This window comes from Pseudomonas sp. IPO3747 (assembly GCF_013385245.1).
GTDB classification, from domain to species: domain Bacteria; phylum Pseudomonadota; class Gammaproteobacteria; order Pseudomonadales; family Pseudomonadaceae; genus Aquipseudomonas; species Aquipseudomonas edaphica.
In genome coordinates, this window is sequence record NZ_JACAQL010000009.1 from 417,362 (window position 1) to 442,051 (window position 24,690).

The 24,690-nt window shown below is 61.4% G+C and carries 21 protein-coding genes and 1 riboswitch; of the genes, 14 read left to right on the forward strand and 7 right to left on the reverse strand.

Translation table 11 applies throughout. The annotated features are described in order from the left end of the window. Positions 1-42 precede the first annotated feature (42 nt). Complete coding sequence (locus tag HX790_RS15045) at positions 43-1,905, reverse strand: bifunctional O-antigen ligase/aminoglycoside phosphotransferase family protein (RefSeq protein ID WP_176991751.1); 1,863 nt, start codon at positions 1,903-1,905, stop codon at positions 43-45. Positions 1,906-2,064: 159 nt separating this feature from the next. Between HX790_RS15045 and msbA the strand changes: the two genes are divergently transcribed. The 3 genes from msbA (at position 2,065) to HX790_RS15060 (ending at position 6,468) form a co-directional block, all read left to right on the forward strand. Next, positions 2,065-3,870 carry a lipid A export permease/ATP-binding protein MsbA gene (gene msbA / locus HX790_RS15050; RefSeq protein WP_017138499.1) on the forward strand — a complete coding sequence of 602 codons (1,806 nt, stop codon included), beginning with the start codon at positions 2,065-2,067 and terminating at the stop codon, positions 3,868-3,870. A 245-nt stretch (positions 3,871-4,115) separates the two neighbouring features. Continuing rightward, positions 4,116-5,540 carry a bifunctional D-glycero-beta-D-manno-heptose-7-phosphate kinase/D-glycero-beta-D-manno-heptose 1-phosphate adenylyltransferase HldE gene (gene hldE, locus HX790_RS15055; protein WP_017138498.1) on the forward strand — a complete coding sequence of 475 codons (1,425 nt, stop codon included), beginning with the start codon at positions 4,116-4,118 and terminating at the stop codon, positions 5,538-5,540. Further along, entirely contained in the window at positions 5,533-6,468 is a 936-nt protein-coding gene (locus HX790_RS15060; RefSeq protein ID WP_176991752.1) for an NAD-dependent epimerase/dehydratase family protein, read from the forward strand. The genes hldE and HX790_RS15060 overlap by 8 nt, the downstream gene beginning before the upstream one ends. 74 nt (positions 6,469-6,542) lie before the next feature. On the opposite strand, the gene HX790_RS15065 is transcribed toward HX790_RS15060, so the two are convergent. The 4 genes from HX790_RS15065 to HX790_RS15080 are packed head-to-tail and all read right to left on the reverse strand — an operon-like array spanning position 6,543 to position 9,919. Further along, positions 6,543-7,502, reverse strand: coding sequence for a hypothetical protein (locus HX790_RS15065; RefSeq protein ID WP_017138496.1), 960 nt, complete (start codon positions 7,500-7,502; stop codon positions 6,543-6,545). Positions 7,503-7,543: 41 nt separating this feature from the next. After that, entirely contained in the window at positions 7,544-8,356 is an 813-nt protein-coding gene (locus HX790_RS15070) for an aldo/keto reductase (RefSeq protein ID WP_138450526.1), read from the reverse strand. Next, a complete protein-coding gene (locus HX790_RS15075) occupies positions 8,353-9,528 on the reverse strand; it encodes an FAD-binding oxidoreductase (RefSeq protein ID WP_138450524.1) in 1,176 nt (391 codons plus the stop codon). The genes HX790_RS15070 and HX790_RS15075 overlap by 4 nt, the downstream gene beginning before the upstream one ends. 55 nt (positions 9,529-9,583) lie before the next feature. After that, on the reverse strand, positions 9,584-9,919 hold the full coding sequence (locus tag HX790_RS15080) for a multidrug efflux SMR transporter (protein WP_017138493.1): 336 nt from the start codon (positions 9,917-9,919) through the stop codon (positions 9,584-9,586). A gap of 103 nt (positions 9,920-10,022) precedes the next feature. On the opposite strand from HX790_RS15080, the gene HX790_RS15085 reads away from it, so the two are divergent. Beyond that, positions 10,023-10,913: a LysR family transcriptional regulator gene (locus tag HX790_RS15085; protein WP_017138492.1), complete on the forward strand. Its 891-nt coding sequence runs from the start codon at positions 10,023-10,025 to the stop codon at positions 10,911-10,913. 23 nt (positions 10,914-10,936) lie between these two features. Beyond that, entirely contained in the window at positions 10,937-12,214 is a 1,278-nt protein-coding gene (gene waaA / locus HX790_RS15090; RefSeq protein ID WP_017138491.1) for a lipid IV(A) 3-deoxy-D-manno-octulosonic acid transferase, read from the forward strand. Positions 12,215-12,351: 137 nt separating this feature from the next. On the opposite strand, the gene HX790_RS15095 is transcribed toward waaA, so the two are convergent. Next, the gene (locus tag HX790_RS15095; RefSeq protein ID WP_026013800.1) at positions 12,352-13,791 is read right to left on the reverse strand and encodes a TolC family outer membrane protein; all 1,440 of its coding nucleotides are present in this window, start codon (positions 13,789-13,791) and stop codon (positions 12,352-12,354) included. Positions 13,792-13,987: 196 nt separating this feature from the next. After that, positions 13,988-14,093, forward strand: a riboswitch (TPP riboswitch). A gap of 147 nt (positions 14,094-14,240) precedes the next feature. Here HX790_RS15095 and thiC point away from each other — a divergent pair. Further along, the gene (gene thiC, locus HX790_RS15100; RefSeq protein WP_176991753.1) at positions 14,241-16,145 is read left to right on the forward strand and encodes a phosphomethylpyrimidine synthase ThiC; all 1,905 of its coding nucleotides are present in this window, start codon (positions 14,241-14,243) and stop codon (positions 16,143-16,145) included. 136 nt (positions 16,146-16,281) lie between these two features. Next, complete coding sequence (cytX, locus tag HX790_RS15105) at positions 16,282-17,571, forward strand: putative hydroxymethylpyrimidine transporter CytX (RefSeq protein WP_176991754.1); 1,290 nt, start codon at positions 16,282-16,284, stop codon at positions 17,569-17,571. On the opposite strand, the gene HX790_RS15110 is transcribed toward cytX, so the two are convergent. After that, complete coding sequence (locus HX790_RS15110) at positions 17,540-18,286, reverse strand: RsiV family protein (protein ID WP_017138487.1); 747 nt, start codon at positions 18,284-18,286, stop codon at positions 17,540-17,542. The two genes, cytX and HX790_RS15110, sit on opposite strands and share 32 nt — an antisense overlap. Positions 18,287-18,480: 194 nt before the next feature. On the opposite strand from HX790_RS15110, the gene HX790_RS15115 reads away from it, so the two are divergent. The 7 genes from HX790_RS15115 to HX790_RS15145 all read left to right on the forward strand — a co-directional run bounded on the left by HX790_RS15115 (position 18,481) and on the right by HX790_RS15145 (position 24,690). Next, positions 18,481-19,098 (forward strand): NUDIX domain-containing protein, encoded by a 618-nt coding sequence (locus HX790_RS15115; protein WP_017138486.1) that lies wholly within the window; start codon positions 18,481-18,483, stop codon positions 19,096-19,098. Beyond that, the gene (locus HX790_RS15120; RefSeq protein ID WP_017138485.1) at positions 19,089-19,538 is read left to right on the forward strand and encodes a DUF1249 domain-containing protein; all 450 of its coding nucleotides are present in this window, start codon (positions 19,089-19,091) and stop codon (positions 19,536-19,538) included. Before HX790_RS15115 ends, HX790_RS15120 begins: the two co-directional genes overlap by 10 nt. Positions 19,539-19,624: 86 nt before the next feature. Then, positions 19,625-20,440 (forward strand): 3',5'-cyclic-AMP phosphodiesterase, encoded by an 816-nt coding sequence (gene cpdA / locus HX790_RS15125; RefSeq protein WP_099548085.1) that lies wholly within the window; start codon positions 19,625-19,627, stop codon positions 20,438-20,440. 179 nt (positions 20,441-20,619) lie between these two features. Next, a complete protein-coding gene (locus tag HX790_RS15130; protein ID WP_099548086.1) occupies positions 20,620-21,228 on the forward strand; it encodes a YqiA/YcfP family alpha/beta fold hydrolase in 609 nt (202 codons plus the stop codon). 44 nt (positions 21,229-21,272) lie between these two features. Then, complete coding sequence (gene parE, locus HX790_RS15135) at positions 21,273-23,177, forward strand: DNA topoisomerase IV subunit B (protein ID WP_099548087.1); 1,905 nt, start codon at positions 21,273-21,275, stop codon at positions 23,175-23,177. Next, on the forward strand, positions 23,177-24,172 hold the full coding sequence (locus tag HX790_RS15140; RefSeq protein ID WP_176991755.1) for an esterase-like activity of phytase family protein: 996 nt from the start codon (positions 23,177-23,179) through the stop codon (positions 24,170-24,172). The genes parE and HX790_RS15140 overlap by 1 nt, the downstream gene beginning before the upstream one ends. After that, positions 24,169-24,690, forward strand: a complete 522-nt coding sequence (locus tag HX790_RS15145; RefSeq protein ID WP_017138480.1) for a TIGR02281 family clan AA aspartic protease — start codon at positions 24,169-24,171, stop codon at positions 24,688-24,690. Before HX790_RS15140 ends, HX790_RS15145 begins: the two co-directional genes overlap by 4 nt.

Below are 24,690 nucleotides of genomic sequence, written 5' to 3' on the forward strand. Positions count from 1 at the left end.
TGTGGGAGCCCCCTCCCACATCTATTTGCGCCGAATACGACCTCAGGCCGCGGGGCGGGCGAGTGTCAGTACCTGCTCGCGGATTTTCTGCGTGGCGTGCGGCGAAGCCACCGAGGCATAGCCCTTGGCCAATTGCTCGAAGTGAGCTTCGAACAACCAATTGCGATCCTGCGAATAGCGTTGCATATGCTTGAGGTTGCGCTGGCGCAGCGTGTTGCGCAGCGCTGACGGATAGACGCGCATATCCGCCACGTCGATCAGGCCGAACTCGCCGTCTTCCAACAGAAGCACATTGCCCAGGTGCAGGGAGCGGAAGTAGACACCGCGTTCGTGCAGTTGGGCCATAAACCGCCCAAACCGTTCGATCAGCGATTCGCGCAGGCTGCTGTCCAGGCTTTGCAAGGCCTGGCGCAACGTCAGGCCCGGCAGTGGCTGGTAACGCACGGCGGTGCTGCCGTCGTGCAGGCTGTACAGGTCGAGGATCGGCGGTGCTGTAATGCCCAGTGCCTGGAGCTGTTCGCTGTTGCAGGCAAACCGTTCCGAGTACGGGTTGAATGTGCCCGAGGTGTACCAGCGTCGAGCCCTGAACAGCTTGAGGAAGCTGCCATTGCCCAGGCGCAGGACTTTAGGCCCCAGGCCATCTTCCTCGACGATATGCGCGCCTTCGCACAGGGCTTTGAACACCTGTGGCTTGGGCGTGCTCACCGCAATGCGCAGCAGGCTATGGCGCCGCTTGGCGATGCTCAGGCCGGCGATCAGTGCGAGGGGGATCCACAGCAGGAACCAGTGCTCCTTGGGCCGCGACAGGATGCCACCGCCTTCGGTAAGCCCCGCGCCGATGCCGTAGGCCAGCAGCGAGGAAGTCAGGATAAACAGCGGCTGCGCGCGTTCCTTGAGCCCTGCGTACAGCCCGCGGCTCAGCATGAAGATCCACGGGATAAAGCCGATGATGCCGACGTAATAAAGCACGCCCAAGGCAAAGCTGTGGGGCTCGCGCAGTGGTTCAAAATCGTAGTTGGCAGGTTTCACATACAGTTCGGAGTCGTAGCTGTGGCCAAGCCATGGATGATCGGCGATGCGGTCGAGGATGATTTGCCAGATTTCGAAGCGGAATGAGCTGCCGCGCTCGGTGATCTGTTGCGGGTAAAACAGCAGCAAGCCGGCGGCCGCCAGCACCAGGGCGGCAACCATCAGCGCCGAGCGCCGATTGCGGCTGAGCAGGCCCATCCAGAGGACTGCTATCACCAGTGCAACCAATGGCGTCCTGGAGCCGGTGGCCAGAATTGCCAGGGTCATGACCGCCAGGGCGGGTGCGCTGAGCCACAGTACCCGTAGCCGTTTGGTGGTGACGCAGAGGTACAGCCAATACACGCAGAAAAAGCCGAACAGGTGGGAACTGAGCAGCGGGTTGTCCAAGGCGCCGAGGCCGCCAATCATGCGCATGCTCGGCTCGAAGCCTTTGACGAATGCCACCAGGTTTAACAGCGTCACCACCAGCGCAATCACGGCGGCGCTGAAGAAGATCGGCTTGAACAGGTCATTGCGGTAATGCAGCAGCAGCCCGCAGCCGGCAAACAACATGAACGTCTGCAACGGGATCTTGAACAGGTTGGAGTCGCCGGTGGGTTCCGGGCTCCAGAGCACCGTGATCATTGCCCATGCGCAAAATGCTGTGAAGGCAAGCACCAGCGGCTCGCGCAGTAGCTCTTTGAGCTCACGTGGGCGCAGGCACAGCAGGAGCAAGGCCGGCAGGGCAAAGAAAATATAGAAGCCGCGGTGCATGACATTGCGATTGTTGACGAAAAACAGCGAACTCAGAAGCAACAATAAGCCAATGGGCAAAATCCAGAGGACCAGGAAGTCGAAAACGCGATTTGTGCCATAGGTAAGGCGCTTGGAGTGCATACAGTAAAGCCGTTCCAGAATAGAGAAAGCCGACCATGTTAAGGCAGTGGCTATATAATGTCGCCCGTTGGATCCAGCCGGGCCGCGGGTCAAGCCGGGTGCAAGTACAACAGAGAAGCTGTGCTAAAGTCAGCCTCCTTTTTCAAAACGCCGCGTGATATGACCGACTCCAGTCCGAGCGCAAGCCCTTCGAGCTTGAAAATATACTTCCGCCTGCTCATGTACGTTAAGCCTTACGCCGGCTTGTTCGCGTTGAGTATTGTCGGATTTCTGATTTTCGCGTCGACCCAGCCTATGCTGGGGTACATCCTCAAGTACTTTGTCGACGGCCTATCCAATCCTGACGCCGTGCTGTTCCCCAGCGTCCCATTCCTGCGTGACATGAAATTGTTGCAAGCCGTGCCGTTGCTGATCATTTTGATCGCCGCCTGGCAGGGCCTGGGTTCGTTCCTGGGCAACTACTTGCTGGCCAAGGTTTCCCTGGGCCTGGTTCACGACTTGCGTGTGCAGCTGTTCAACAACCTGCTGACGCTGCCCAACCGTTATTTCGACAACCACAACTCCGGGCACCTGATTTCGCGCATCACCTTCAACGTGACCATGGTTACGGGGGCGGCCACCGATGCCATCAAGGTGGTGATTCGCGAAGGCATGACGGTGATCTTCCTGTTTGCCTCGCTGCTGTTCATGAACTGGCGCCTGACGCTGGTGATGATCGCCATCCTGCCGTTGATTGCAGTGATGGTCAGCACGGCCAGCAAGAAATTCCGCAAGCAGAGCAAGAAGATCCAGGTGGCCATGGGCGATGTGACCCACGTGGCTTCGGAAACCATCCAGGGCTATCGCGTGGTGCGCAGCTTCGGCGGTGAAGTCTACGAGGAGAAACGCTTCTTCAAGGCCAGCCAGGGCAACACCGACAAGCAACTGCGCATGACCCGCACCGGGGCCATCTACACCCCGTTGCTGCAGTTGGTGATCTATACCGCCATGGCGGTGCTGATGTTCCTGGTGCTCTACCTTCGCGGTGACGCGTCGGCCGGTGACATGGTGGCTTACATCACGTTGGCCGGGCTGTTGCCCAAGCCGATCCGCCAACTGTCGGAAGTCAGCTCGACCATCCAGAAAGGCGTGGCCGGTGCTGAAAGCATTTTCGAACAGTTGGACGAAGAGCAGGAAGTCGACCGCGGCAGCGTCGAGCGCGACAAGGTCAGTGGCCGCCTGGAAGTGCGCAACCTGAACTTCACCTACCCAGGCACCGAGCGCCATGTGCTCAAGGACATCACCTTCACCGCAGAGCCCGGGCAGATGATCGCCCTGGTCGGCCGTTCCGGCAGCGGCAAGTCCACACTGGCCAGCCTGATCCCGCGTTTCTACCACCACGAAAGCGGCGAAATCCTGCTCGACGGCGTAGAGGTCGAAGACTACAAGCTGCTTAACCTGCGCAAGCATATTGCCCAGGTAACCCAGCATGTCACGCTGTTCAGCGACACCGTGACCAACAACATCGCCTACGGCGACCTGGCCGGCGCGCCACGGGCCGACGTTGAAGCGGCGGCGGCGGATGCTTACGCCAAGGATTTCATCGACCAGTTGCCGAAAGGCTTCGATACCCAGGTGGGCGAGAACGGCGTGCTGCTGTCCGGCGGCCAACGCCAGCGCCTGGCCATTGCCCGGGCCCTGCTGAAGAACGCGCCACTGCTGATTCTCGACGAGGCCACCTCGGCGCTCGACACCGAATCCGAGCGCCACATTCAGGCGGCCCTGGACAAGGTCATGCAGGGTCGCACGACCCTGGTAATTGCCCACCGCCTGTCCACCATCGAGAAGGCCGACCTGATCCTGGTGATGGACGACGGTCGGATCGTCGAGCGCGGCAGCCACGCCGAGCTGCTGGCCCAGAACGGCTACTACGCCCGCCTGCATGCCATGGGCCTGGATGCCCCGGTGCCGGCCGACATCACCTAAACCTTGTGGGAGCGGGCTCTTGTGGCGAGGGAGCTTGCTCCCGCTGGGCGACGTAGTCGCCCCAGAACAACACTGTGTTTCTCTGTTAAAACGCGGTGCCGCATTCAGGAGTGCTTCGCACTCCAGCGGGAGCAAGCTCCCTCGCCACAAAGGTTCCCCGGGATCTTCTGTGCACACCCTCCACAAGCCTCCCATAACCCTGTGCTAATATCGCGCCCCTGTTCATTTTGTATGTGGGTTGCTCCATGAAGTTGTCCATGCCGCGATTCGATCAAGCCCCTGTCTTGGTGGTCGGCGATGTCATGCTCGACCGTTACTGGCATGGCGGTACCTCACGGATTTCCCCTGAGGCACCGGTACCGGTAGTCAAGGTCGAGCAAATCGAAGACCGTCCAGGTGGCGCTGCCAACGTTGCCCTCAATATTGCCGCCCTCGGCGCCCCGGCCTCCCTGGTGGGTGTGACCGGCGACGACGAAGCCGCCGACAGCCTGGCCAACAGCCTGCGCGGTGCCGGTGTGCGCGCGCTGTTCCAGCGCATTGCCCATCAGCCGACCATCGTCAAGCTGCGGGTCATGAGCCGTCACCAGCAATTGCTGCGTATCGATTTCGAAGAACCCTTCGCCACCGACGCCCTGGCCCTCAGCGGCCAGGTCGACGCGCTGCTCGAAGGTATCAAGGTGCTGGTGTTGTCCGACTACGGCAAAGGCGCCTTGAAAAACCACCAGATGCTGATCCAGGCCGCCAAGGCCCGCGGCATTCCGGTATTGGCCGATCCCAAGGGCAAGGACTTTTCGATTTATCGGGGCGCCAGCCTGATCACACCAAACCTCAGTGAGTTCGAAGCCATTGTCGGCGGTTGCGCCGATGAGCATGAGCTGGTGACCAAAGGCGCGGCGTTGATGGCCGATCTCGACTTGGGCGCCTTGCTGGTGACCCGTGGCGAGCACGGCATGACCCTGCTGCGCCCGGACCACCCGGCGATGCACCTGCCGGCCCGTGCCCGTGAAGTGTTCGACGTCACCGGTGCCGGTGACACCGTCATCTCCACCCTGGCCGCCTCGATTGCGGCGGGTGAAGAACTGCCCCACGCCGTGGCCCTGGCCAACCTGGCGGCGGGTATTGTGGTGGGCAAACTGGGTACCGCGGCTATCAGCGCACCCGAGCTGCGCCGGGCGATCCAGCGTTCCGAAGGCTCGGAGCGCGGCGTGCTGGGCATCGAGCAATTGCTGCTGGCCATCGACGACGCCCGTGCCCACAAAGAAAGCATCGTGTTCACCAACGGCTGCTTCGACATCCTGCATGCTGGCCACGTGACTTATCTGGAACAGGCGCGCGCCCAAGGCGACCGCCTGATCGTCGCGGTCAACGACGATGCCTCCGTCAGCCGCTTGAAGGGGCCTGGCCGTCCGATCAACAGTGTTGACCGGCGTATGGCCGTATTGGCAGGTCTCGGCGCAGTCGACTGGGTGATCAGCTTCTCTGAAGGCACCCCGGAAAACCTGTTGGCCCAAGTCAAGCCGGACGTGTTGGTCAAGGGTGGCGACTACTCCGTCGATCAAGTCGTAGGCGCCGATATCGTCAGCGCTTACGGTGGTACGGTCAAAGTGCTGGGGTTGGTTGAGAACAGCTCGACCACAGCCATTGTCGAGAAGATCCGCAACAATGAGTAATGCTGAAAAGTGGGTGTTGATCACCGGAGGTGCCGGCTTTATCGGCTCGCACCTGGTCGATGCGCTACTTGCCAAAGGCTATGCCGTGCGGGTGCTGGATGACTTGTCCACCGGCAAACGCAGCAATTTGCCGCTGGATAACCCGCGCGTACAACTGATTGAAGGTAATGTCGCCAATGCCGAGCTGGTGGCGCAAGCCGCCGTCGGCGCCGCCGCCGTCGTGCACCTGGCTGCTGTGGCTTCAGTGCAGGCCTCGGTGGATGATCCGGTGAGCACGCACCAGAGCAATTTCGTCGGCACCCTGAATGTCTGCGAAGCCATGCGCAAGGCTGGCGTGAAGCGCGTGGTGTTTGCCTCCAGCGCGGCGGTGTATGGCAACAACGGCGAGGGTGCTTCGATTGACGAAGACACCACCAAGGCGCCGCTGACGCCTTACGCGTCGGACAAGTTGGCGGGTGAGCACTACTTTGATTTCTATCGCCGCCAGCATGGCCTGGAACCGGTGATTTTCCGTTTCTTCAACATTTTCGGGCCACGCCAGGATCCGTCATCGCCGTATTCCGGCGTGATCAGTATCTTCAGCGAGCGTGTGCAGCAGGGTGTGCCGATCAGCGTGTTTGGCGACGGCGAGCAAACCCGGGATTTCATGTACGTGGAAGACCTGGTGGATGTGCTGGTCCAGGCCATCGAAGCGCCCGAAGCGCCACTGGGTGCGATCAACGTGGGATGGAACCGCACGACCACGCTCAAGCAGGTGCTTCAGGCGCTGGAAGAGGTGGTGGGGCAGTTGCCGGTGATCACTTACGGGCCGGCGCGCTCGGGTGATATCCGCCATTCGCGGGCGAATAACCAGCGCCTGTTGGCGAGCTTTACGCTGCCGGAGCCGACGCCGCTGAAGGTCGGCCTGGAGCGCTTGCTTAACGGCTGACCTCGGTCATCTGTGGGAGCTGGCTTGTGTGGGAGCTGGCTCCCACACAAGCCAGCTCCCACATTGGATTTGCGTCAGCCTTTGGCCTTTTTCTTCGGCACGATCTTGCGCAGCACCCGTTGCGCCAATCGCTTCAACTTCGACTCCTTCTCAGGCTCCGCCAGGCCTTGTTGGCGCAGCCAATCCTTCCAGCGAATGCGCTCATCGCGCACCAGCCAGCCTTCCTGCTGGGCGAAGCTTTCCGCCAGGTACAAGCCGCGTGTGCTGGCCGGGTATAGCTGGTCTTTCTTGACGGTGTACAGCTCGGCCAGCGGCTGGCCGTCCTTCAATGGCATCAGGTACAAATCCGGGCGCTGGCGGTCGAGGCGCGCCACCAGTTGGTCGCCTTCCAGTCGTTCATCGACATGGAACAGGCTGAGGGATTTGGCTTCCTTGGGCACTTCCAGGCGCAGGTCATAAATCAGCTGCAGCGACGCCGTGGGCAAATGCACGTAAGCCCGTGGGCGCTCGATCAGTTGCATGGTGGCGCAGCGCACCGGGCGAGCGGCGCCGGACAGCGGGCTCAAGCGAAACGGCAGGGCTTCACGGTAATGCAGCGCGGCGGAGTAGGGCGCGGGCAGCCAGGTGTCATTGAAGCGCCCGCCCAGCCAGCCTTCGGGCGTCTCCAGCAGGCATTCTTCGGCAATTTCCTGGATGGCGGTGTGCAGCGGCAGGTTCAGTTCGTGGGCGGGTACGTAGCCGGAGATCAGCTTGAGCACCACGTCGCCACGGTCCTGGCGGCGCTGGCGCACCAGTACCCAGTAATCCTTGTTCTGCCAATGCAGGGTCAGGCGCACCGACACGCCGAGGTTGGCCAGTTCCAGGGCGAAACGTTCAGGGTTTGCCACCTCCACCGGCTTGCGCCGTTGCAGGGTCTGGGCGAAGTTGAGCGGCATGCCCACGCTCTGGTAACTCAGGCCTTCGGGGGTGGCTTCGACGTGCAGCGGCAGTGTCTTGAAGTTACTGGGGTTTTTTCTAATCAGCGTTCGCGGCATGTCGGCTCCTTCTTGCGACGGGGTCGGCCGCGTGGGCGGCATCAGAGTTGACGAATGACCTGGGCAGCGGTCGCCACGTTGTGGGCCAGGTGCAGCGGATTAATGGTCCCGACAATAGCACTGGCGACGCCCGTTTGCGCAAACAACAGCATGAAACTGGCATGAATTGGATCCATTCCTGGCTCAAGGCACACGTGGCCGCTGGCCAGAGCTTTTTTCACCAGGATGCCTTTGCCGTGGGCGGCGGCGTAATCGATCACGGCTTTCTCGGCCTGTTCATTCAGATTGTAGGTGACCATCGCGCAATCACCTTGTTCCAGAGCCTTCACGCCACCTTCGACGGTTTTGCCGGAGAAGCCGAAACCACGGATCTTGCCCTCTTTTTTCAGCTGCGCCAGGGTCTCGTACACCTCGCAATCATTGAGGATATGCAGGTCATTGCCGTCAGAATGCACCAGCACCAGATCGATGAAATCCGTTTCAAGTCGTTTCAAGCTGCGCTCAATGGACATGCGCGTATGCGCGGCACTGAAATCGTGATGGGACACGCCGTCGGCAAACTCTTCGCCGACCTTGCTGACAATCACCCAGTCGTTGCGCTGGCCGCGTAGCAGTGGCCCCAGGCGTTCCTCACTGCGCCCGTAAGCTGGCGCGGTGTCGATCAGGTTGATGCCCAACTGCTGGGCCTGGCGCAATAACATCCGTGCTTCGTCGTCATTGGGAATCTGGAAGCCGTTGGGGTATTTCACCCCTTGATCACGGCCCAGCTTGACGGTGCCCAGGCCCAGCGGCGAGACCAGCAGGCCGGTGCTGCCCAGTGGTCGATGCAGGTCGTGCAGGGTTGGCAGGCTCATGGCAACAGTTGCTCCCAGGCAGGTTGGCCGAGGGTCGGTTTTGGCAGCTCGGGCAGCGCGTCGCTGGCGCTTGGACGAATGCCGTCGCGTTCCAGGGCGTTGAGTACACGATCGGCGAAGTCCGGCGCCAGCGCCAGTTTGGTCGGCCAGCCCACCAGCAAGCGGCCCTGTTCGGCGAGGAAGGCATTGTCGGGGCGGCTCAGGCCCGATTGCAGCGGCTCGGCACGCTCGACACGCAGGGTGGCCCATTGGGTCTGGCTCATGTCGATCCACGGCAGTAACTGCGCCAGCTCTTTTTGCGCAGTGGCGATCTGTTCTTGTGGTGTGCGGGCCACGCCATCCGCCTCGGCGATATCGCCGCCCATGTACCACACCCAGTTGCCGTCGGCAGCCGGGTGAGTGGTGATGGTAAGGCGCGGCTTGGTGCCGCCGCCCAGGCAGTGCGCATACAGCGGCTTCAGGCCCGGGCCTTTGGCGATGATCATATGCAATGGGCGGGTTTGCATGGCGGGCTGGCTGAGGCCCAGGGCCGTCAGTAACTCAGCGGTGCCGCCACCGGCACTCAACACGATGCGCTGGGCGCGGATCTCGCGGCCATCGACCTTCAGGCCCACCAAGGTATCGCCTTCAAGCAGCGGTTCGATGTGTTGCCCGGCGAGCAAGCCGTCGCCGGCCAATTGCGCCAGGCGTTCGATCAGGCTGGGCACATCGATGACCAGTTCGGCCAGGCGATAGACTTTGCCCTTGAAGCGACGGTCCTGCAGGGCTGGCGGCAATTCGTCGCCCTTGACCTGATCGACGCGGCCACGCACGGCTTTACTGGCGAAGAAGCTGGTGAGGTTGCCGGCGATCGTGCCGGGCGACCACAGGTAATGGGCTTCGGAGAGCAAGCGCACGCCGGTCAGGTCCAACTCGCCGTTACCCGCCAGGGCTTCGCGCCAGCGGCGCGGCATGTCGGCAATGGCTTCGGACGCGCCGGTGAGGGCGCCGTGCAGGGCGTATTTCGCGCCGCCGTGAATGATACCTTGGGACTTCACGCTTTGCCCGCCGCCCAAGGTAGCGCTTTCCACCACCACCGTGGAAAACCCCTGGCGGCGCAGGCGTGCGTTAAGCCAGAGGCCGGCAACCCCGGCGCCGACAATCAGAACGTCGGTGGAAATAACGGATGGCATCGGCGACCTCAGTGTTCAAGACAAGAGGCGCAGTATACAGGCTGTAGCGTGGCGGTCAGTGCCCGGCGGTTTTCGAGAACAGCTGAATCACCACCACACCCAGCACAATCAGGCCCATGCCCAGCATTGCCGGTACATCCAGCTTCTGCCCGTAGATAAACAGCGCGGCGATACTGACCATTACAATGCCCAGTCCGGCCCAGACCGCATAGGCAATGCCCACCGGCACCGTGCGCACCACCAGCGTGAGCATCCAGAAGGCCACGCCATACCCCACAATCATCAGCAACAGCGGAATCGGCGTGCTCAAGCCCTTGACGGCTTTCATGGAAACGGTCGCGATCACTTCCGAGCAAATGGCAATGGCCAGGTAAACGTAGGCAACATTCATGGGGGAATCCTCGGTGTGATACGTGCTTGATTAGGTCCGCATTTTAACCCTTCGCGAGATGAGATAAAGTCATTACATATCCGATTTAAAGATGGGTTGAGTCATGAGCGTGCAATGGAACCTGGAACAGATGCGCCTGTTTGTCAGCGTCGCCGAGCAGCGCTCGTTTTCGGCGGTGGCGCGTGGGCAGCGCAAGGCGCAATCGGCGGTGAGTAACGCAATTGCCCTGCTGGAAGCGGACCTTGGGCTTAGCCTGTTCGAGCGCAGCAGCGGCCGTCAGCCCCGTCTGACTGAAGCCGGCAGTGTGTTGCTGGAAGAAGCGCGTGAGGTGCTGCGCCAATGTGAACGGCTCAATGGTCGGGCGTTGTCGCTGACCCGTGGTGAAGAAGCCTGCCTGCGCCTGGCCCAGGACGAAGCCATGTTATTTCAGCCGGTGCTCGACAGCCTTGAAGCGTTGGCCCGGCAATACCCGCTGCTGGAAGTACAACTGTCCAGCGCCGCGCAAGGCGATGTGGCGCGCAAGCTGGTGGAGCGCAAGGCCGACCTGGGTTTGCTGTTCTATCACGACCAGATCCCCGAAGCGCTTGAGCGGCGGGTGGTGGGCAGCGTGGAAATGGTCACGGTGTGCGGCGTGAATCATCCGCTGGCCCAGGACAAATACGTGACTTGCCAGCGCCTGGCGCAGTTTCGGCAACTGCTGATGTCGACCCAGACCAGCGTGTACCCCGGCAGTGAAGCCGCGAGCCCCTTGGTGTGGCGTGCCGACAGCTTCTACGTATTGGCCGAATGGCTGATGAGTGGCCTGGGCTGGGCCTGGCTGCCTCGGCACATCGTGCAGTACCCGGCCTATCAACAGCAGATGGTCGAGCTGGACAGCGAATGGACGCCGCCGGCGCTGGTGGTGGAGCTGGTCTGGCGCCGCGACGAGCACTTGGGCCCGGCCGCACGCTTCCTGACCGAGCGATTTGCCGAGTGCTTGCAGGCGATCGACTGAAAAAGCCGATAAACTCCGCCGCCATGAATAGAACTCTCTACAGCTGTCTGTTTTACCTGGCGCTGCCGTTGGTGGCTTTACGTCTGTGGCTGCGCGCGCGCAAGGCGCCGGCGTATGCAAAACGTATCGGCGAGCGGTTTTCCTATGGCCTGCCGGTGATGCAGCCGGGCGGGATCTGGGTGCATGCGGTGTCGGTGGGCGAAAGCATCGCGGCCGCGCCGATGATTCGCGGGTTGATGGAGCGCCACCCGACGCTGCCGATTACCGTTACCTGCATGACGCCCACCGGCTCGGAGCGTATCCAGGCGCTGTTCGCCAATGAACCGCGCATTCAGCACTGCTACTTGCCCTATGACTTGCCTTGCGCCGCCAAGCGCTTTCTTGATCGTGTGCAGCCCAGGCTCGCCGTGATCATGGAAACCGAGCTGTGGCCCAACCACATCCACGCCTGCGCCCAGCGTGGTATTCCGGTAGCGCTGGCCAATGCGCGGCTGTCGGCGCGTTCGGCCAAAGGTTATGCGCGCTTCGCCAAGCTGACCGCGCCGATGCTGGCCGAGATGAGCCTGTTTGCGGTGCAGACAAAAACCGAAGCCCAGCGTTTTTTGAGCCTGGGCGCACGACCACAAACCGTTGAAGTCACCGGCTCGATCAAGTTCGACCTGACCATCGATCCGCAACTGCCGGTGCGTGCCGCCGCCTTGCGCGAGCAATGGGGCGCCACCGAGCGCCCGGTGTGGATCGCCGCCAGCACCCACGAAGGCGAGGATGAAGTGGTGCTGGCCGCCCATCGCCAACTGCTCGAAAGTTACCCCAACGCGCTGCTGATTCTGGTGCCGCGTCATCAGGAGCGCTTCGGGCCGATGTTCGAGTTGTGCGAGCAACAAGGCTTTGCCACGGTGCGCCGCTCCAGCACTGAACCGGTGACGGCGCAGACCTCCGTGCTGCTCGGTGACACCATGGGCGAGCTGCTATTCCTTTACGCCTTGGCCGACAGCGCCTTCGTCGGCGGCAGCCTGGTGCCTACCGGCGGCCACAACCCGCTGGAACCGGCGGCGTTGGCCAAGCCTGTGATCATGGGGCCGCACCTGTTCAACTTCCTCGAAATCAGCGCGATGATGCGTGAGGCCGGGGCGTTGCGTGAGGTGGATGATGCGCAAGGCTTGGCAGAAGCCGTGCGGCAGTTGTTCGAACTGCCGCAGGATGCGCGCAAGATGGCAGAGGCGGGATTGAAGGTGATGCAGGCCAACCAGGGTGCGCTCAAACGCTTACTGGACGGTTTGGACAAACTGCTCAATCACTGAACCAACGCGGACCAAAATGTGGGAGCTGGCTTGCCTGCGATAGCATCAACTGGGTATGACTGATGTACCGAGTTGCCTGCATCGCAGGCAAGCCAGCTCCCACACAAGCCAGCTCCCACATTGGTTTTGCTGTGTTGTTAATACCCGGGGCGGGCTTTGAGCTGCTCGGCGGCGGCCTTGGCCAGATCCGGCGGCAGGAAATCCTTGTCCGGGTTGTAATCAGCCTTGAGGTAACGCGTCAGGTCCTGTAAATCCCCAGGGCTGAGCGTGCCCGCAGCCTGTTTCAAACGCAGGTTGTCGAGGATGTAGTCGTAGCGGCTGTTGTTGTAGTTGCGCACCGACGAGTACAGCTGGCGTTGTGAATCCAGCACATCGACGATATTGCGCGTACCCACTTGATAGCCGATTTCCGTGGCTTCCACCGCGCTCTGGTTGGAGATGATCGACTGACGGCGCGCCTGCACCTGTTCCACATCGGTGTTCACCGCGCGGTGCAGATTACGGGTGTTTTCCACCACCTGGCGGCGCAGGCCTTCGCGTTGCTGTTCCGTCTGGTCGAGGCGTGAATAGGATTCGCGCACTTGCGAGCTGGTCAAACCGCCGCTGTAGATCGGGATATTCAGGCGCAGGCCGATGGTGCGCTGAGACACATCACCACCGTACGGCACGGGCAATTGGTTCGGGTTGCTGAAACCCAGCGCGTCGTTGTCGCCTTTTTCGTATTGCGCCACGGCGTCGAGGGTTGGCAGGTGGCCGGCCTTGCGCTGGCGCAGGGTTTCTTCGGCAGCGGTCACGGCGTAGTTGCTGGCCAGCAAGTTCAGGTTTTGGCGGCCGGCGGTTTCGACCCAGGATTTGGCGTCATTCGGCGCCGGTGGCAGCACCGGCAGCGTGTGCACAATGCCCTGGATCGCGTTGTATTGGCGGTTGGTCAGCGTGATCAGCGCCTCAAAGGCGTCGTCCACCTGGCGTTGGGCGACGATGCGGTTGGCGCGGGCGGTGTCGTAGCTGGCCTGGGATTGCAGCACGTCGGTCTTGTCCGATAGGCCTACATCAAAGCGTTCGTTGGACTGGTCGAGCTGGCGCTTGAAGGCGTTTTCTTCGGCCTTGGTCGACGCCAGGTTGTCCTGGGCGCGCAGCACGGCGAAGTAGCTTTCGGCGCTTTGCAGGATCAGGTTCTGTTCAGTCGCCGAGAGTTGCAGCGAAGCTTGTTCGTTGACGGCTTCGGCGGCTTGCAGCTGGAACCAGCGATCAGCGCGGAACAGCGGCTGGCTCAAGGTTGCACGCCAGGAGTGCGCGTCACGGTTGACGGTGGCTGCCGGTTGGTCGATCTGGGTGCGCACGTTATTGCTGTCGGCGCCGGCCGACAGGTTCGGCAGCAAACCGGCGCGAGCCTGGGGCACCACTTCTTTTTGCGCGCCATATTGAGCGCGGGCGGCGGCCAGGTCGGCGTTGTTGTTCACCGCTTCCTGGTAGACGCTGACCAAGTCGGTTTTGGCGGACAAGGGCGCTTCAGCTGCCCAGACCATTCCATTGGTCGCACAAGACACGGCAAGAGCCAGTGAGAGTTTGCGCAGCATGAGGCGATCCCTAGTGTGAATATTACGACTGTAATTAAGCGCCCAAGGCTAAGGCTGGCCATTCCTGGCGTCAAGCATTGTGACGACGCCCGAGTTTAGTGGCGCTGACCCCGCGCAACAATCCCGCAATCACGCCATTCATCACGCTGAATACACCGCTATTGGCAATTTGCCCACACCATGGTCTAGACTGGCCGCGTTCTTGTCGGGGTGCCTTGTTGGAAGGCTGAGATCGGTAAATACCGGATCCCGTTGAACCTGATCAGGTTAACGCCTGCGTAGGGAACAAGATTTCTCGTCACCCGGCGAGTCCTCTTGTGCTTCGTCCGGGATGTTGTTCGACAATCGAACAGCGCTCGTGCCTTGCACAGCACTGGTTTCAGTGCGTCCATCCGTCACAGGTTCGCTCCGACAAAAATCCACCGCCTGGATAAGTTGGAGAGCCCGTGATGAGCACTGAATTAAAAAGCCAAAAATTAAAAAATACCGTGCACCTGAGTGAATCGGCCAAAGTCGACTCCGGCTCCGTGCAGCCGTTTACCCGCTCGCAAAAAATCTACGTGCAAGGCACTCGCCCGGACATTCGTGTGCCGATGCGTGAAATCAGCCTGGACGTGACGCCCACCGATTTCGGCGGTGAAATCAACGCACCGGTGGTGGTGTACGACACCTCCGGCCCGTACACCGACCCCAACGTCATCATTGACGTGCGCAAAGGCCTGGGTGATGTGCGTTCGCCGTGGATCGAAGTGCGTGGCGACACCGAGCGCCTGAGCGGCCTGAGTTCGCACTTTGGCCAACAGCGCCTCAGCGATGCTGAGCTCACCGCACTGCGCTTTGCCCACGTGAAGAACCCGCGCCGCGCCAAGGCAGGTGTCAACGTCACGCAGATGCACTACGCGCGCAAAGGCATCATTACCGCCGAGATGGAATACGTCGCCATCCGCGAAAACATGAAGCTTGAAGAAGCCCGTGCCAGTGGCCTGCTCGACCAGCAGCACGCCGGTCACAGCTTCGGCGCCAGCGTGCCGAAAATCATCACGCCTGAGTTTGTGCGCGAAGAAATCGCCCGTGGCCGCGCGATTATCCCGGCCAACATCAACCACACCGAACTGGAGCCAATGATCATCGGCCGTAACTTCCTGGTGAAGATCAACGGCAATATCGGCAACAGTGCGTTGGGTTCGTCCATTGAAGAAGAAGTGGCGAAACTGACCTGGGGAATTCGCTGGGGTTCGGACACGGTGATGGACCTGTCCACTGGCAAGCACATCCACGAAACCCGCGAGTGGATCATCCGCAACTCGCCGGTGCCGATTGGCACCGTTCCGATCTATCAAGCCTTGGAAAAAGTCGGCGGCGCCGCCGAAGACCTGACGTGGGAGCTGTTCCGCGACACCCTGATCGAACAGGCCGAGCAGGGCGTCGACTACTTCACCATCCACGCAGGCGTGCTGCTGCGCTATGTGCCGCTGACTGCCAAACGCGTGACCGGCATCGTGTCCCGTGGCGGTTCGATCATGGCCAAGTGGTGCCTGGCGCACCACAAAGAGAACTTTACCTACACGCATTTCGACGAAATCTGCGAAATCATGAAGGCCTATGACGTCAGCTTCTCCCTTGGCGACGGCTTGCGTCCAGGCTCGATTGCCGACGCCAACGATGCTGCGCAATTCGGCGAACTGGAAACTCTCGGCGAGCTGACCAAAATCGCCTGGAAGCACGACGTGCAAACCATGATCGAAGGCCCGGGCCACGTGCCGATGCAGTTGATCAAGGAGAACATGGACAAGCAGCTCGAATGCTGCGACGAGGCGCCGTTCTACACCCTCGGCCCGCTGACCACCGACATCGCACCGGGCTACGACCACATCACCTCGGGTATCGGTGCGGCGATGATCGGCTGGTTCGGTTGCGCCATGCTCTGCTATGTCACGCCCAAGGAACACTTGGGTTTGCCGAACAAGGATGACGTGAAGACCGGGATCATCACCTACAAGATCGCCGCGCACGCTGCGGACTTGGCCAAGGGGCATCCGGGCGCGCAGATTCGTGACAACGCCTTGAGCAAGGCGCGCTTCGAGTTCCGCTGGGAAGACCAGTTCAACCTCGGCCTGGACCCTGACACCGCGCGTTCGTATCACGATGAAACCTTGCCGAAGGACTCGGCCAAGGTCGCGCACTTCTGTTCGATGTGCGGGCCGAAATTCTGCTCGATGAAAATTACCCAGGAAGTACGCGAGTACGCCGCCAACCAGCGCATTGAAGCGGTGGATGTGGACGTGGCCAAGGGCTTGGCCGAGCAGGCGGAGCGGTTCAAGCAGGAAGGCAGTCAGCTGTACAAGAAGGTCTGACATCCACGATCGTTCCCACGCTCAGCGTGGGAATGCATCCCGTGACGCTCTGCGTCACAAAGGCGGACGCAGAGCGTCCTTAGCGGCATTCCCACGCAGAGCGTGGGAACGATCATGTCCCTCAGAGATAACACCCTTGAGCATTCAACCGAGTACTTACTCCCCTGAAATCGCGGTGCCGGCTGACAAACGCGTGTTCGGCGCCCGCGACCTGTTCTCCCTGTGGTTCTCCCTTGGCATCGGCCTGATGGTCCTGCAAACCGGCGCCTTGCTCGCGCCGGGCCTGGGCTTGTCCGGCTCGTTGCTGGCGATTTTTCTCGGCACGCTGGTCGGTGTGTTGCTGCTGGCCGCCGTCGGTGTGATCGGCAGCGACACCGGCCTGTCCGCCATGGCCGCGCTCAAACTCAGCCTCGGCGCCAAGGGCGCGAGCCTGCCGGCACTGCTGAACCTTTTACAACTGGTCGGCTGGGGCTCGTTCGAGATCATCGTGATGCGCGACGCCGCCAGCTTGCTGGGCACCCGCGCGTTCAGCGAGGGCAGCCTGCTCGCCAGCCCATTGCTGTGGACCCTGTTTTTCGGTGGCTTGGCGACGTTGCTGGCGGTCAGCGGGCCGCTGACATTCGTGCGCCAGATCCTGCGTAAATGGGGCATCTGGCTGCTGCTCGCCGCCTGCCTGTGGCTGACCTGGAACCTGTTCGCCAAGGCTGACCTCACGGCGTTGTGGGCCAAGTCCGGTGACGGCTCGATGCCGTTTGCGGTGGGCTTTGATATTGCCATCGCCATGCCGCTGTCGTGGTTGCCGCTTATCGCCGACTACTCACGCTTCGGCCAGCGCGCCAAAAGCGTGTTCGGCGGTACGGCGTTGGGCTTCTTTATCGGTAACTTCTGGCTGATGAGCCTGGGCGTGGCCTACACCCTGGCGTTTGCGCCCAGTGGTGAAGTGAATGCGCTGTTGCTGGCGCTGGCCGGTGCTGGCTTGGGCATTCCGTTGCTGCTGATCCTGTTGGACGAGTCGGAAAACGCCTTTGCCGATATTCACTCGGCGGCAGTGTCCAGCGGGATTCTGTTGCGCTTGAAGGTCGAGCACCTGGCCTTGGCCATCGGTGTGATCTGCACCTTGATCGCCTGCCTGGCGCCGCTGGCGCAGTATCAGAACTTCCTGCTGCTGATCGGCTCGGTGTTTGCGCCGCTGTTCGGCGTGGTGCTGGTGGATCACTTTATCCTGCGCCGGCGTGGCCAGGGCACGGTTGCCAACCTGCATTGGCCGGCGCTGGTGGCCTGGCTGGGTGGCATCGCCACCTATCACGTGCTGGCCAACCTGTATCCGGATATCGGCGCAACCCTGCCGGCACTGGTACTGGCAGGGTTGTTACAGCTGGTGTTAGGGCGTGCGGTCAGTGGCGCGCAGGCATCAGCTCAGGCTTGAGCACGCCGGTGAGGCGCGCGTAGGGGATGGTCATTTCGATCAGCCCCAATGCGTAAGGGGCGATGGTGCTCACGTTGTACTTGAGCACCACACCGGCGCTGGTCAGGGCCACGTTCGGGGTTTTCTGGAACGGCCAGCTCTTCACGAACTCCGGGTCGCGGTCCATCTGCGAATTGATCAGCCAGCTGTTGTGGGCGACTTTCGCGGTGTTCCAGAACGCCTGTTCCTGGCCCGGCAGCAACATGTCGGCCAGGCTCAGCTCTTTGTGCAGCAGGCGTGAATAGTTAATGAAACCACGGCCGGGCGCGCCGTGGGCGGTGCCGGTATCCAGATAACTGGACACTTCAACGATCACCAGTCCGTCATGCTGCTCACGTACCTTGGCTTGCAAGTACATGCTGTTGCGGTTCGGCGACTCGCGCAGGAACTTGTCGCGGTAGGCATTCAGGGTCGGCGGCACGCTGGCGCCGGGCGTGGTGCGGGTCATTTGCAGCAGGCGTTGCTCAACAATGCTGTCCAACTGCGGCTCGCTGGGGAAGTGCACGGTGTCGATGTTCACCAGTGGGCATTCCGGGCTGTTGCAGCCGGGTTTGATTTGTTCGGAAGTGTCCGGCTTGGTGTCCAGGGGCTTGAGGTAGCTGGGCTGGAACAGGCTCTGGCAAGCGCCCAGAGTCAAGGCAATACAGGCCACGGAGGCGATTTTTAAAAGCGACATGTGCGTCCTTCGGAAATCGATGGAAAGCGAAAAAGAGTAGCGCTTCGACTGCGAACAAAGCCGTCAGTTCGCCACTAAGCTGATTAGAGTGAGTTTGACGCTCGCCGTCTATCCCGGCAACCGGAAAGGGGCTGCATCAAGGGCCATGGGCGCGTTAGGATGGCGCGAATTGCACCTGCGTAACGAGGAAGGATATGACGGACATTGCCAAATCGACGCCGAACACCATCGAGATCGTTCAGCGCGACAATGCCTATAAGGGCTTTTACCAGCTTGATCGCGTGCAACTGCGCCACGAGAAGTTCGATGGCGGCATGAGCCGGGTGATCAATCGTGAAGTCTTTGTGCGTCATGATGCGGTGTGCGTGCTGCCCTACGACCCGCAGCGCGATGAAGTGGTGTTGATCGAGCAGTTCCGTATCGGCGCCATGGGCCGTACCGGCAACCCGTGGCTGGTGGAAATGGTCGCGGGGCTGATTGATAAGGATGAACAACCGGAGGAGGTTGCACACCGCGAAGCCGAGGAGGAAGCTGGCCTTACGTTCTCTGCGCTGTGGCCGATCACCAAATATTTCCCGTCACCCGGTGGCAGTACCGAATTCGTGCACTTGTACCTCGGTCGTTGCGACAGCTCAGGTGCAGGTGGCGTCCATGGACTGGAAGAAGAAGCAGAAGATATCCGCGTCACCCCCTGGGCCTTTGAAGATGCCCTGCAAGCGGTGCGTGACGGCAAAATTTCCAACGCAGCCAGCATTATCGCCCTGCAATGGCTTGCGCTTAATCGCGCGGAAGTGAGGGGGTTATGGCAGTAAAGGCACGGGAACGATACCGGGTTGACCTGATCGGGCTGCAAGCCGCCTGCGAGGCCAATTATGCGCGGCTGATGCGCCTGCTCCCCGACATGCGTCACGCCCCCGAGGCGCGGCGTATTGCCGTGACCCATGGCGACCAGATGCTGGGCGTGCTGACCCTTGAGGTCATCGTCAACTGCCCGTACACCACCACCCTGCGGGTGCGCCAGGAGCACAGCCTGCCCTGGCTGCCGGTGCCGCAGCTGGAGGTTCAGGTGTATCACGATGCGCGCATGGCCGAAGTCATCAGCGCAGAACACGCGCGACGCTTTCGCAGCATCTATCCTTATCCGAATGTGTTCATGCACCAGCCCGATGAGAAAGCACAACTCAATGTGTTCCTCGGCGAATGGTTGAGTCACTGCCTGGCCCTGGGCCATGAATTCGAAGTCGTGCGCTAGATGTGAACTGCGTCTTTCCTCTTTGTGTCCTGCCCCAGCATAATCGCGCTATCTATCCATTCCTGTGATTGCCTTGGGAGAGCGCCTTGCCGAGCGTATCCGCTGTGAACCCTGATGCGTCGGTGCTGCTGGTGCAGTTGTCCGACAGCCACCTGTTTGCCGAGGCCGACGGTTCGCTGCTGGGCATGAACACCCGCGACAGCCTGCAGCGGGTGATTGGTTTGGTGCGCGAGCAACAGCCGCAGATCGATTTGGTGCTGGCCACGGGAGACTTGTCCCAGGACGGCACGCTTGAGTCTTACCAGCTATTTCGCGACCTGACTCGGCAGATCGACGCGCCGGCGCGCTGGATTCCTGGCAACCACGACGAGCCGCAGATCATGGCCCACGCGGCGGTGCACAGCGATTTGCTCGAGCCGGTGGTCGATATCGGCAATTGGCGCGTCACCCTGCTGGATTCGGCGGTTCCGGGCTCGGTCCCCGGTTATTTGCAGGATTCGCAATTGCAATTGCTCGCCCAAGCCCTGAGTGAGGCGCCAAACCGTCATCATCTGGTGTGTTTTCACCATCATCCGGTGTCCATCGGTTGTGCGTGGATGGAGCCCATCGGCCTGCGCAACCCTGAAGCCCTGTTTGCCGTACTCGACCGTTTCCCACAGGTAAAAGCGGTGCTGTGGGGCCATGTGCACCAGGAAATCGACCGCGAGCGCAACGACGTGCGCCTGCTGGCGTCGCCGTCCACCTGTATCCAGTTCGCGCCGGGCAGCGAGGACTTCAAGGTCAGCGAGCAGGCGCCGGGGTATCGCTGGCTGCGATTGCATGCCGACGGACGGTTGGAGACGGGCGTGGAGCGGGTAAAAGGATTCGAATTTACCGTCGATTACGGCAGCAACGGCTACTAATACGTTGCAAACACTTATCAACATGTGGGAGCTGGCTTGCCTGCGATAGCGGTGTGCCAGTTAATCAATAGCTAACTGATCCGCCGCCATCGCAGGCAAGCCAGCTCCCACATTCGATCCGCTTCTGCCTGTATTCCCTGTAAACTGCGCCTCTTTGGCTGATGCACGGAGAGCCCGGCATGTCCGCGTCGATTCTATATATCCACGGTTTCAACAGCGCGCCTGCGTCCAACAAGGCCACCCAGTTGAGCACCGTGATGGACAGCCTCGGTTTGAGCGACCAATTGCGTGTGCCGGCCCTGCATCACCACCCGCGTCAGGCGATTCCTCAATTGGAAGAGGCCATTGCGGAACTGGGGCGGCCGCTGCTGGTGGGAAGCTCACTCGGCGGCTACTATGCAACCCATCTTGCCGAACGCCATGGCCTCAAGGCGCTGCTGGTGAACCCGGCGGTCAGCCCGCATCGGATGTTTGACGGTTACCTGGGCACCCAGAAGAACCTCTACACCGATGAAACCTGGGAGCTGACCCACGACCACGTCACGGCCCTGGCCGAACTGGAAGTGCCGGCGCCCCAGGATGCCGCGCGTTATCAAGTGTGGTTGCAGACCGGGGATGAAACCCTGGATTATCGCCTCGCCCAGCAGTATTACCGGGCCTGTGCCTTGCGCATCCAGGCCGGTGGCGACCATGGTTACCAGGGGTTCGCCCAGCAATTGCCGGCCATGTTGAGTTTTGCCGGCATTGGCGCAGATCAGTATCAATCCTTCGACTTTGCAGCACTGTAAAGTCCAGGGGCACTTTTTAATCGAACGACTCACGACGAGACCCCATGGCCACTCCCAGCGCTAGCTCTTATAACGCCGACGCCATCGAAGTCCTCTCGGGCCTCGACCCGGTGCGCAAACGCCCCGGCATGTACACCGACACCAGTCGGCCGAACCACCTTGCCCAGGAAGTCATCGACAACAGCGTCGACGAAGCCTTGGCCGGGCATGCCAAGTCGGTACAAGTCATCCTCCACGCCGACCATTCCCTGGAAGTGTCCGACGATGGTCGCGGCATGCCGGTGGACATTCACCCGGAAGAGGGTGTGTCGGGCGTCGAGCTGATCCTTACCAAGCTCCATGCGGGCGGCAAGTTTTCCAACAAGAACTACCAGTTCTCCGGTGGCTTGCACGGTGTGGGTATTTCCGTGGTCAACGCCCTGTCGACCCTGGTGCGGGTCAAGGTCAAGCGCGACGGCAACGAGTACCAGATGACCTTTGCCGATGGCTACAAAGCCACCGACCTGGAGGTCGTCGGTACCGTTGGCAAGCGCAACACCGGCACCAGCGTGTACTTCGCGCCGGACCCGAAATACTTCGATTCGCCAAAATTCTCCATCAGCCGCCTCAAGCATGTACTCAAGGCCAAGGCGGTATTGTGCCCGGGCCTGCTGGTCAGCTTTGAAGACAAAGGCACCGGCGAAAAGGTCGAATGGCACTACGAAGATGGCCTGCGCTCCTACCTGGAAGACTCGGTCAGCGACTTTGAACGCCTGCCTAACGAGCCGTTCTGCGGCAGCCTGGCGGGGAATAAGGAAGCCGTCGACTGGGCGCTGCTGTGGTTGCCCGAAGGTGGCGACAGCGTGCAGGAAAGCTACGTCAACCTGATCCCCACCGCCCAGGGCGGCACCCACGTCAACGGTTTGCGCCAGGGTTTGCTGGACGCCATGCGCGAGTTCTGCGAATACCGCAGCCTGTTGCCGCGCGGTGTGAAGCTGGCGCCGGAAGACGTGTGGGAGCGCATCGCGTTCGTGCTGTCGATGAAGATGCAGGAGCCGCAGTTCTCCGGCCAGACCAAAGAGCGTTTGTCGTCCCGCGAGGCGGCGGCGTTTGTCTCCGGTGTGGTCAAGGACGCGTTCAGCCTATGGCTCAACGAGCACCCGGAACTGGGCCTGGCCCTGGCGGAGCTGGCGATCAACAACGCCGGTCGTCGCCTGAAGGCCAGCAAGAAAGTCGAGCGCAAGCGCATCACCCAAGGCCCGGCACTCCCAGGCAAATTGGCCGATTGCGCCGGGCAAGACCCGATGCGCTCCGAGCTGTTCCTGGTCGAAGGTGACTCCGCCGGCGGTTCCGCCAAGCAAGCGCGGGACAAAGAGTTCCAGGCGATCCTGCCGTTGCGCGGCAAGATCCTCAACACCTGGGAAGTCGACGGCAGCGAAGTCCTGGCCAGCCAGGAAGTGCACAACATCGCCGTGGCGATTGGTGTAGACCCGGGCGCGGCGGACATGAGCCAGCTGCGCTACGGCAAGATCTGCATCCTCGCCGACGCCGACTCCGACGGTTTGCACATCGCCACCTTGCTGTGTGCGCTGTTTGTGCAGCACTTCCGCCCGTTGGTGGATGCCGGCCACGTCTACGTCGCCATGCCGCCGTTGTACCGTATCGACCTGGGCAAAGAGATTTTCTACGCCCTGGACGAAGCCGAACGCGATGGCATCCTCGACCGCCTGGTGGCCGAGAAGAAACGCGGCAAGCCACAGGTCACGCGATTCAAAGGCCTGGGTGAGATGAACCCGCCGCAGTTGCGCGAAACCACCATGGACCCGAACACTCGCCGCCTGGTGCAGTTGACCCTGGAAGACTTCGCCGGCACGTCGGAAATGATGGACATGCTGCTGGCGAAGAAGCGTGCGCCGGACCGCAAAGCCTGGCTGGAGTCCAAGGGTAACCTGGCCGAGGTGCTGGGCTGATGCGCACAGGTTTCGCCCTGGCGATCCTGATGTTGAGCGGGTTGGTGGCCACCCAAGGGGTGGCCGCGCCCGTGGCTGAGCTTAAACTGGTCTCCGAACACCCGGTGGACGGCATGCGCGGTGGCAACCTGTCGGGCCTGGCGCTGTGTGGCCAGGACCTGTGGACGGTTTCCGACCGCGATGACGACCAGATTTACCGCCTCGATATCAGCGCGCCGACCTGGAAGGCCGAAACCGTGAAGATCGAGGTGCCACCGGTGCCCGAGTCCGGCCTGCCTTGGGGTTTGCGTTCGCGCACCAAGGCTGCGTCGTTCATTCGTGGCGGCGACCTGGATTTTGAAGGCATCACCTGTGACGCCGCCGGCAACCGCTACATTGTCAGTGAAGCCCATGCGGCGGTGCTGCAAGTGCCGGTGAGCGGTGGGCCGCAATGGTTGAAGATTGCTCCGGGTATGGTCCGCGAAGCGCGGGCCAGTGGGATGTTGTTGCACTTCAATGCCTTGTTCGAAGGTTTGGCGATCAACCCCGAAGGCAATCAGATCTGGCTGGCCGCCGAGCGAGAGCGACGAGGGTTGATCTCGATCAAGCGTGGCCAGAGCGTGTGGGATTGCGATGGGCCCTGTGTGTTGCTGAGCGAGGCCGGCCAGGAAGTGCAACCGGCACAGTTCACCAACGCCAAGGCGGTGTCCAAGGACTTTGCCGACCTGGCGCTGTTCAACGGCAAGCTGTTTACCCTGGAGCGCAATGCGTTCCAGATTTGCCGGCGCGATGCGGTCACGGCCAAAGTCGAGCTGTGCTGGTCGTTTGCCGACGAAACCCTGACACCGAACCGGCGTTATGCCCAGCCTTATGGCTTGGCCGAAGCCCTGGTGGTGGATGCCGAAGGTGTGTGGTTGGGTATCGACAATAATTTTGGCCCGCGTGCCGACGGTGAAAAACGCCCGGTGGTCTATCGTTTTGCCGCGCCGGCCGGTGGCTGGGGCGCCCAACCATGACGGCAGCGCCGCCCGGCAAACGTGCCGGACGTGTACTGATGTTCGTGGCATGGGGCGCCGGGCTGTTTTTGGCCACGCGTTTTTTTGGGCAGTGGGAAGCGCGTCAGGAAAACCCCAATGCGGTGGTGACCTCAGAGCAGCATGAGGGTTACATCGAAGTAAAATTGCTGGGCAACGGCCAAGGGCATTTTGTCGCCAGCGGCCAAATCAACGGATCGCCGGTGGAGTTTATGCTCGACACCGGCGCGACCGATGTGGCGGTGCCGGCCGAATTGGCCGACCGCCTCGGGCTCAAGCGCGGCCTGCCCGTGACCTTGAGCACCGCCAATGGGCGTAGCCAGGGCTACCGCACCAGCCTTGATCGCCTGAAGCTGGGCGATATTGTCCTGCAGGACGTCCGCGCGCTGGTAGCGCCGGGCTTGGGCGGTGAGCAGGTACTGCTGGGCATGAGTGCATTGAAACAACTTGAATTTACCCAGCGCAGCGGCACCATGCTGCTGCGCCAGACCAAACAATGA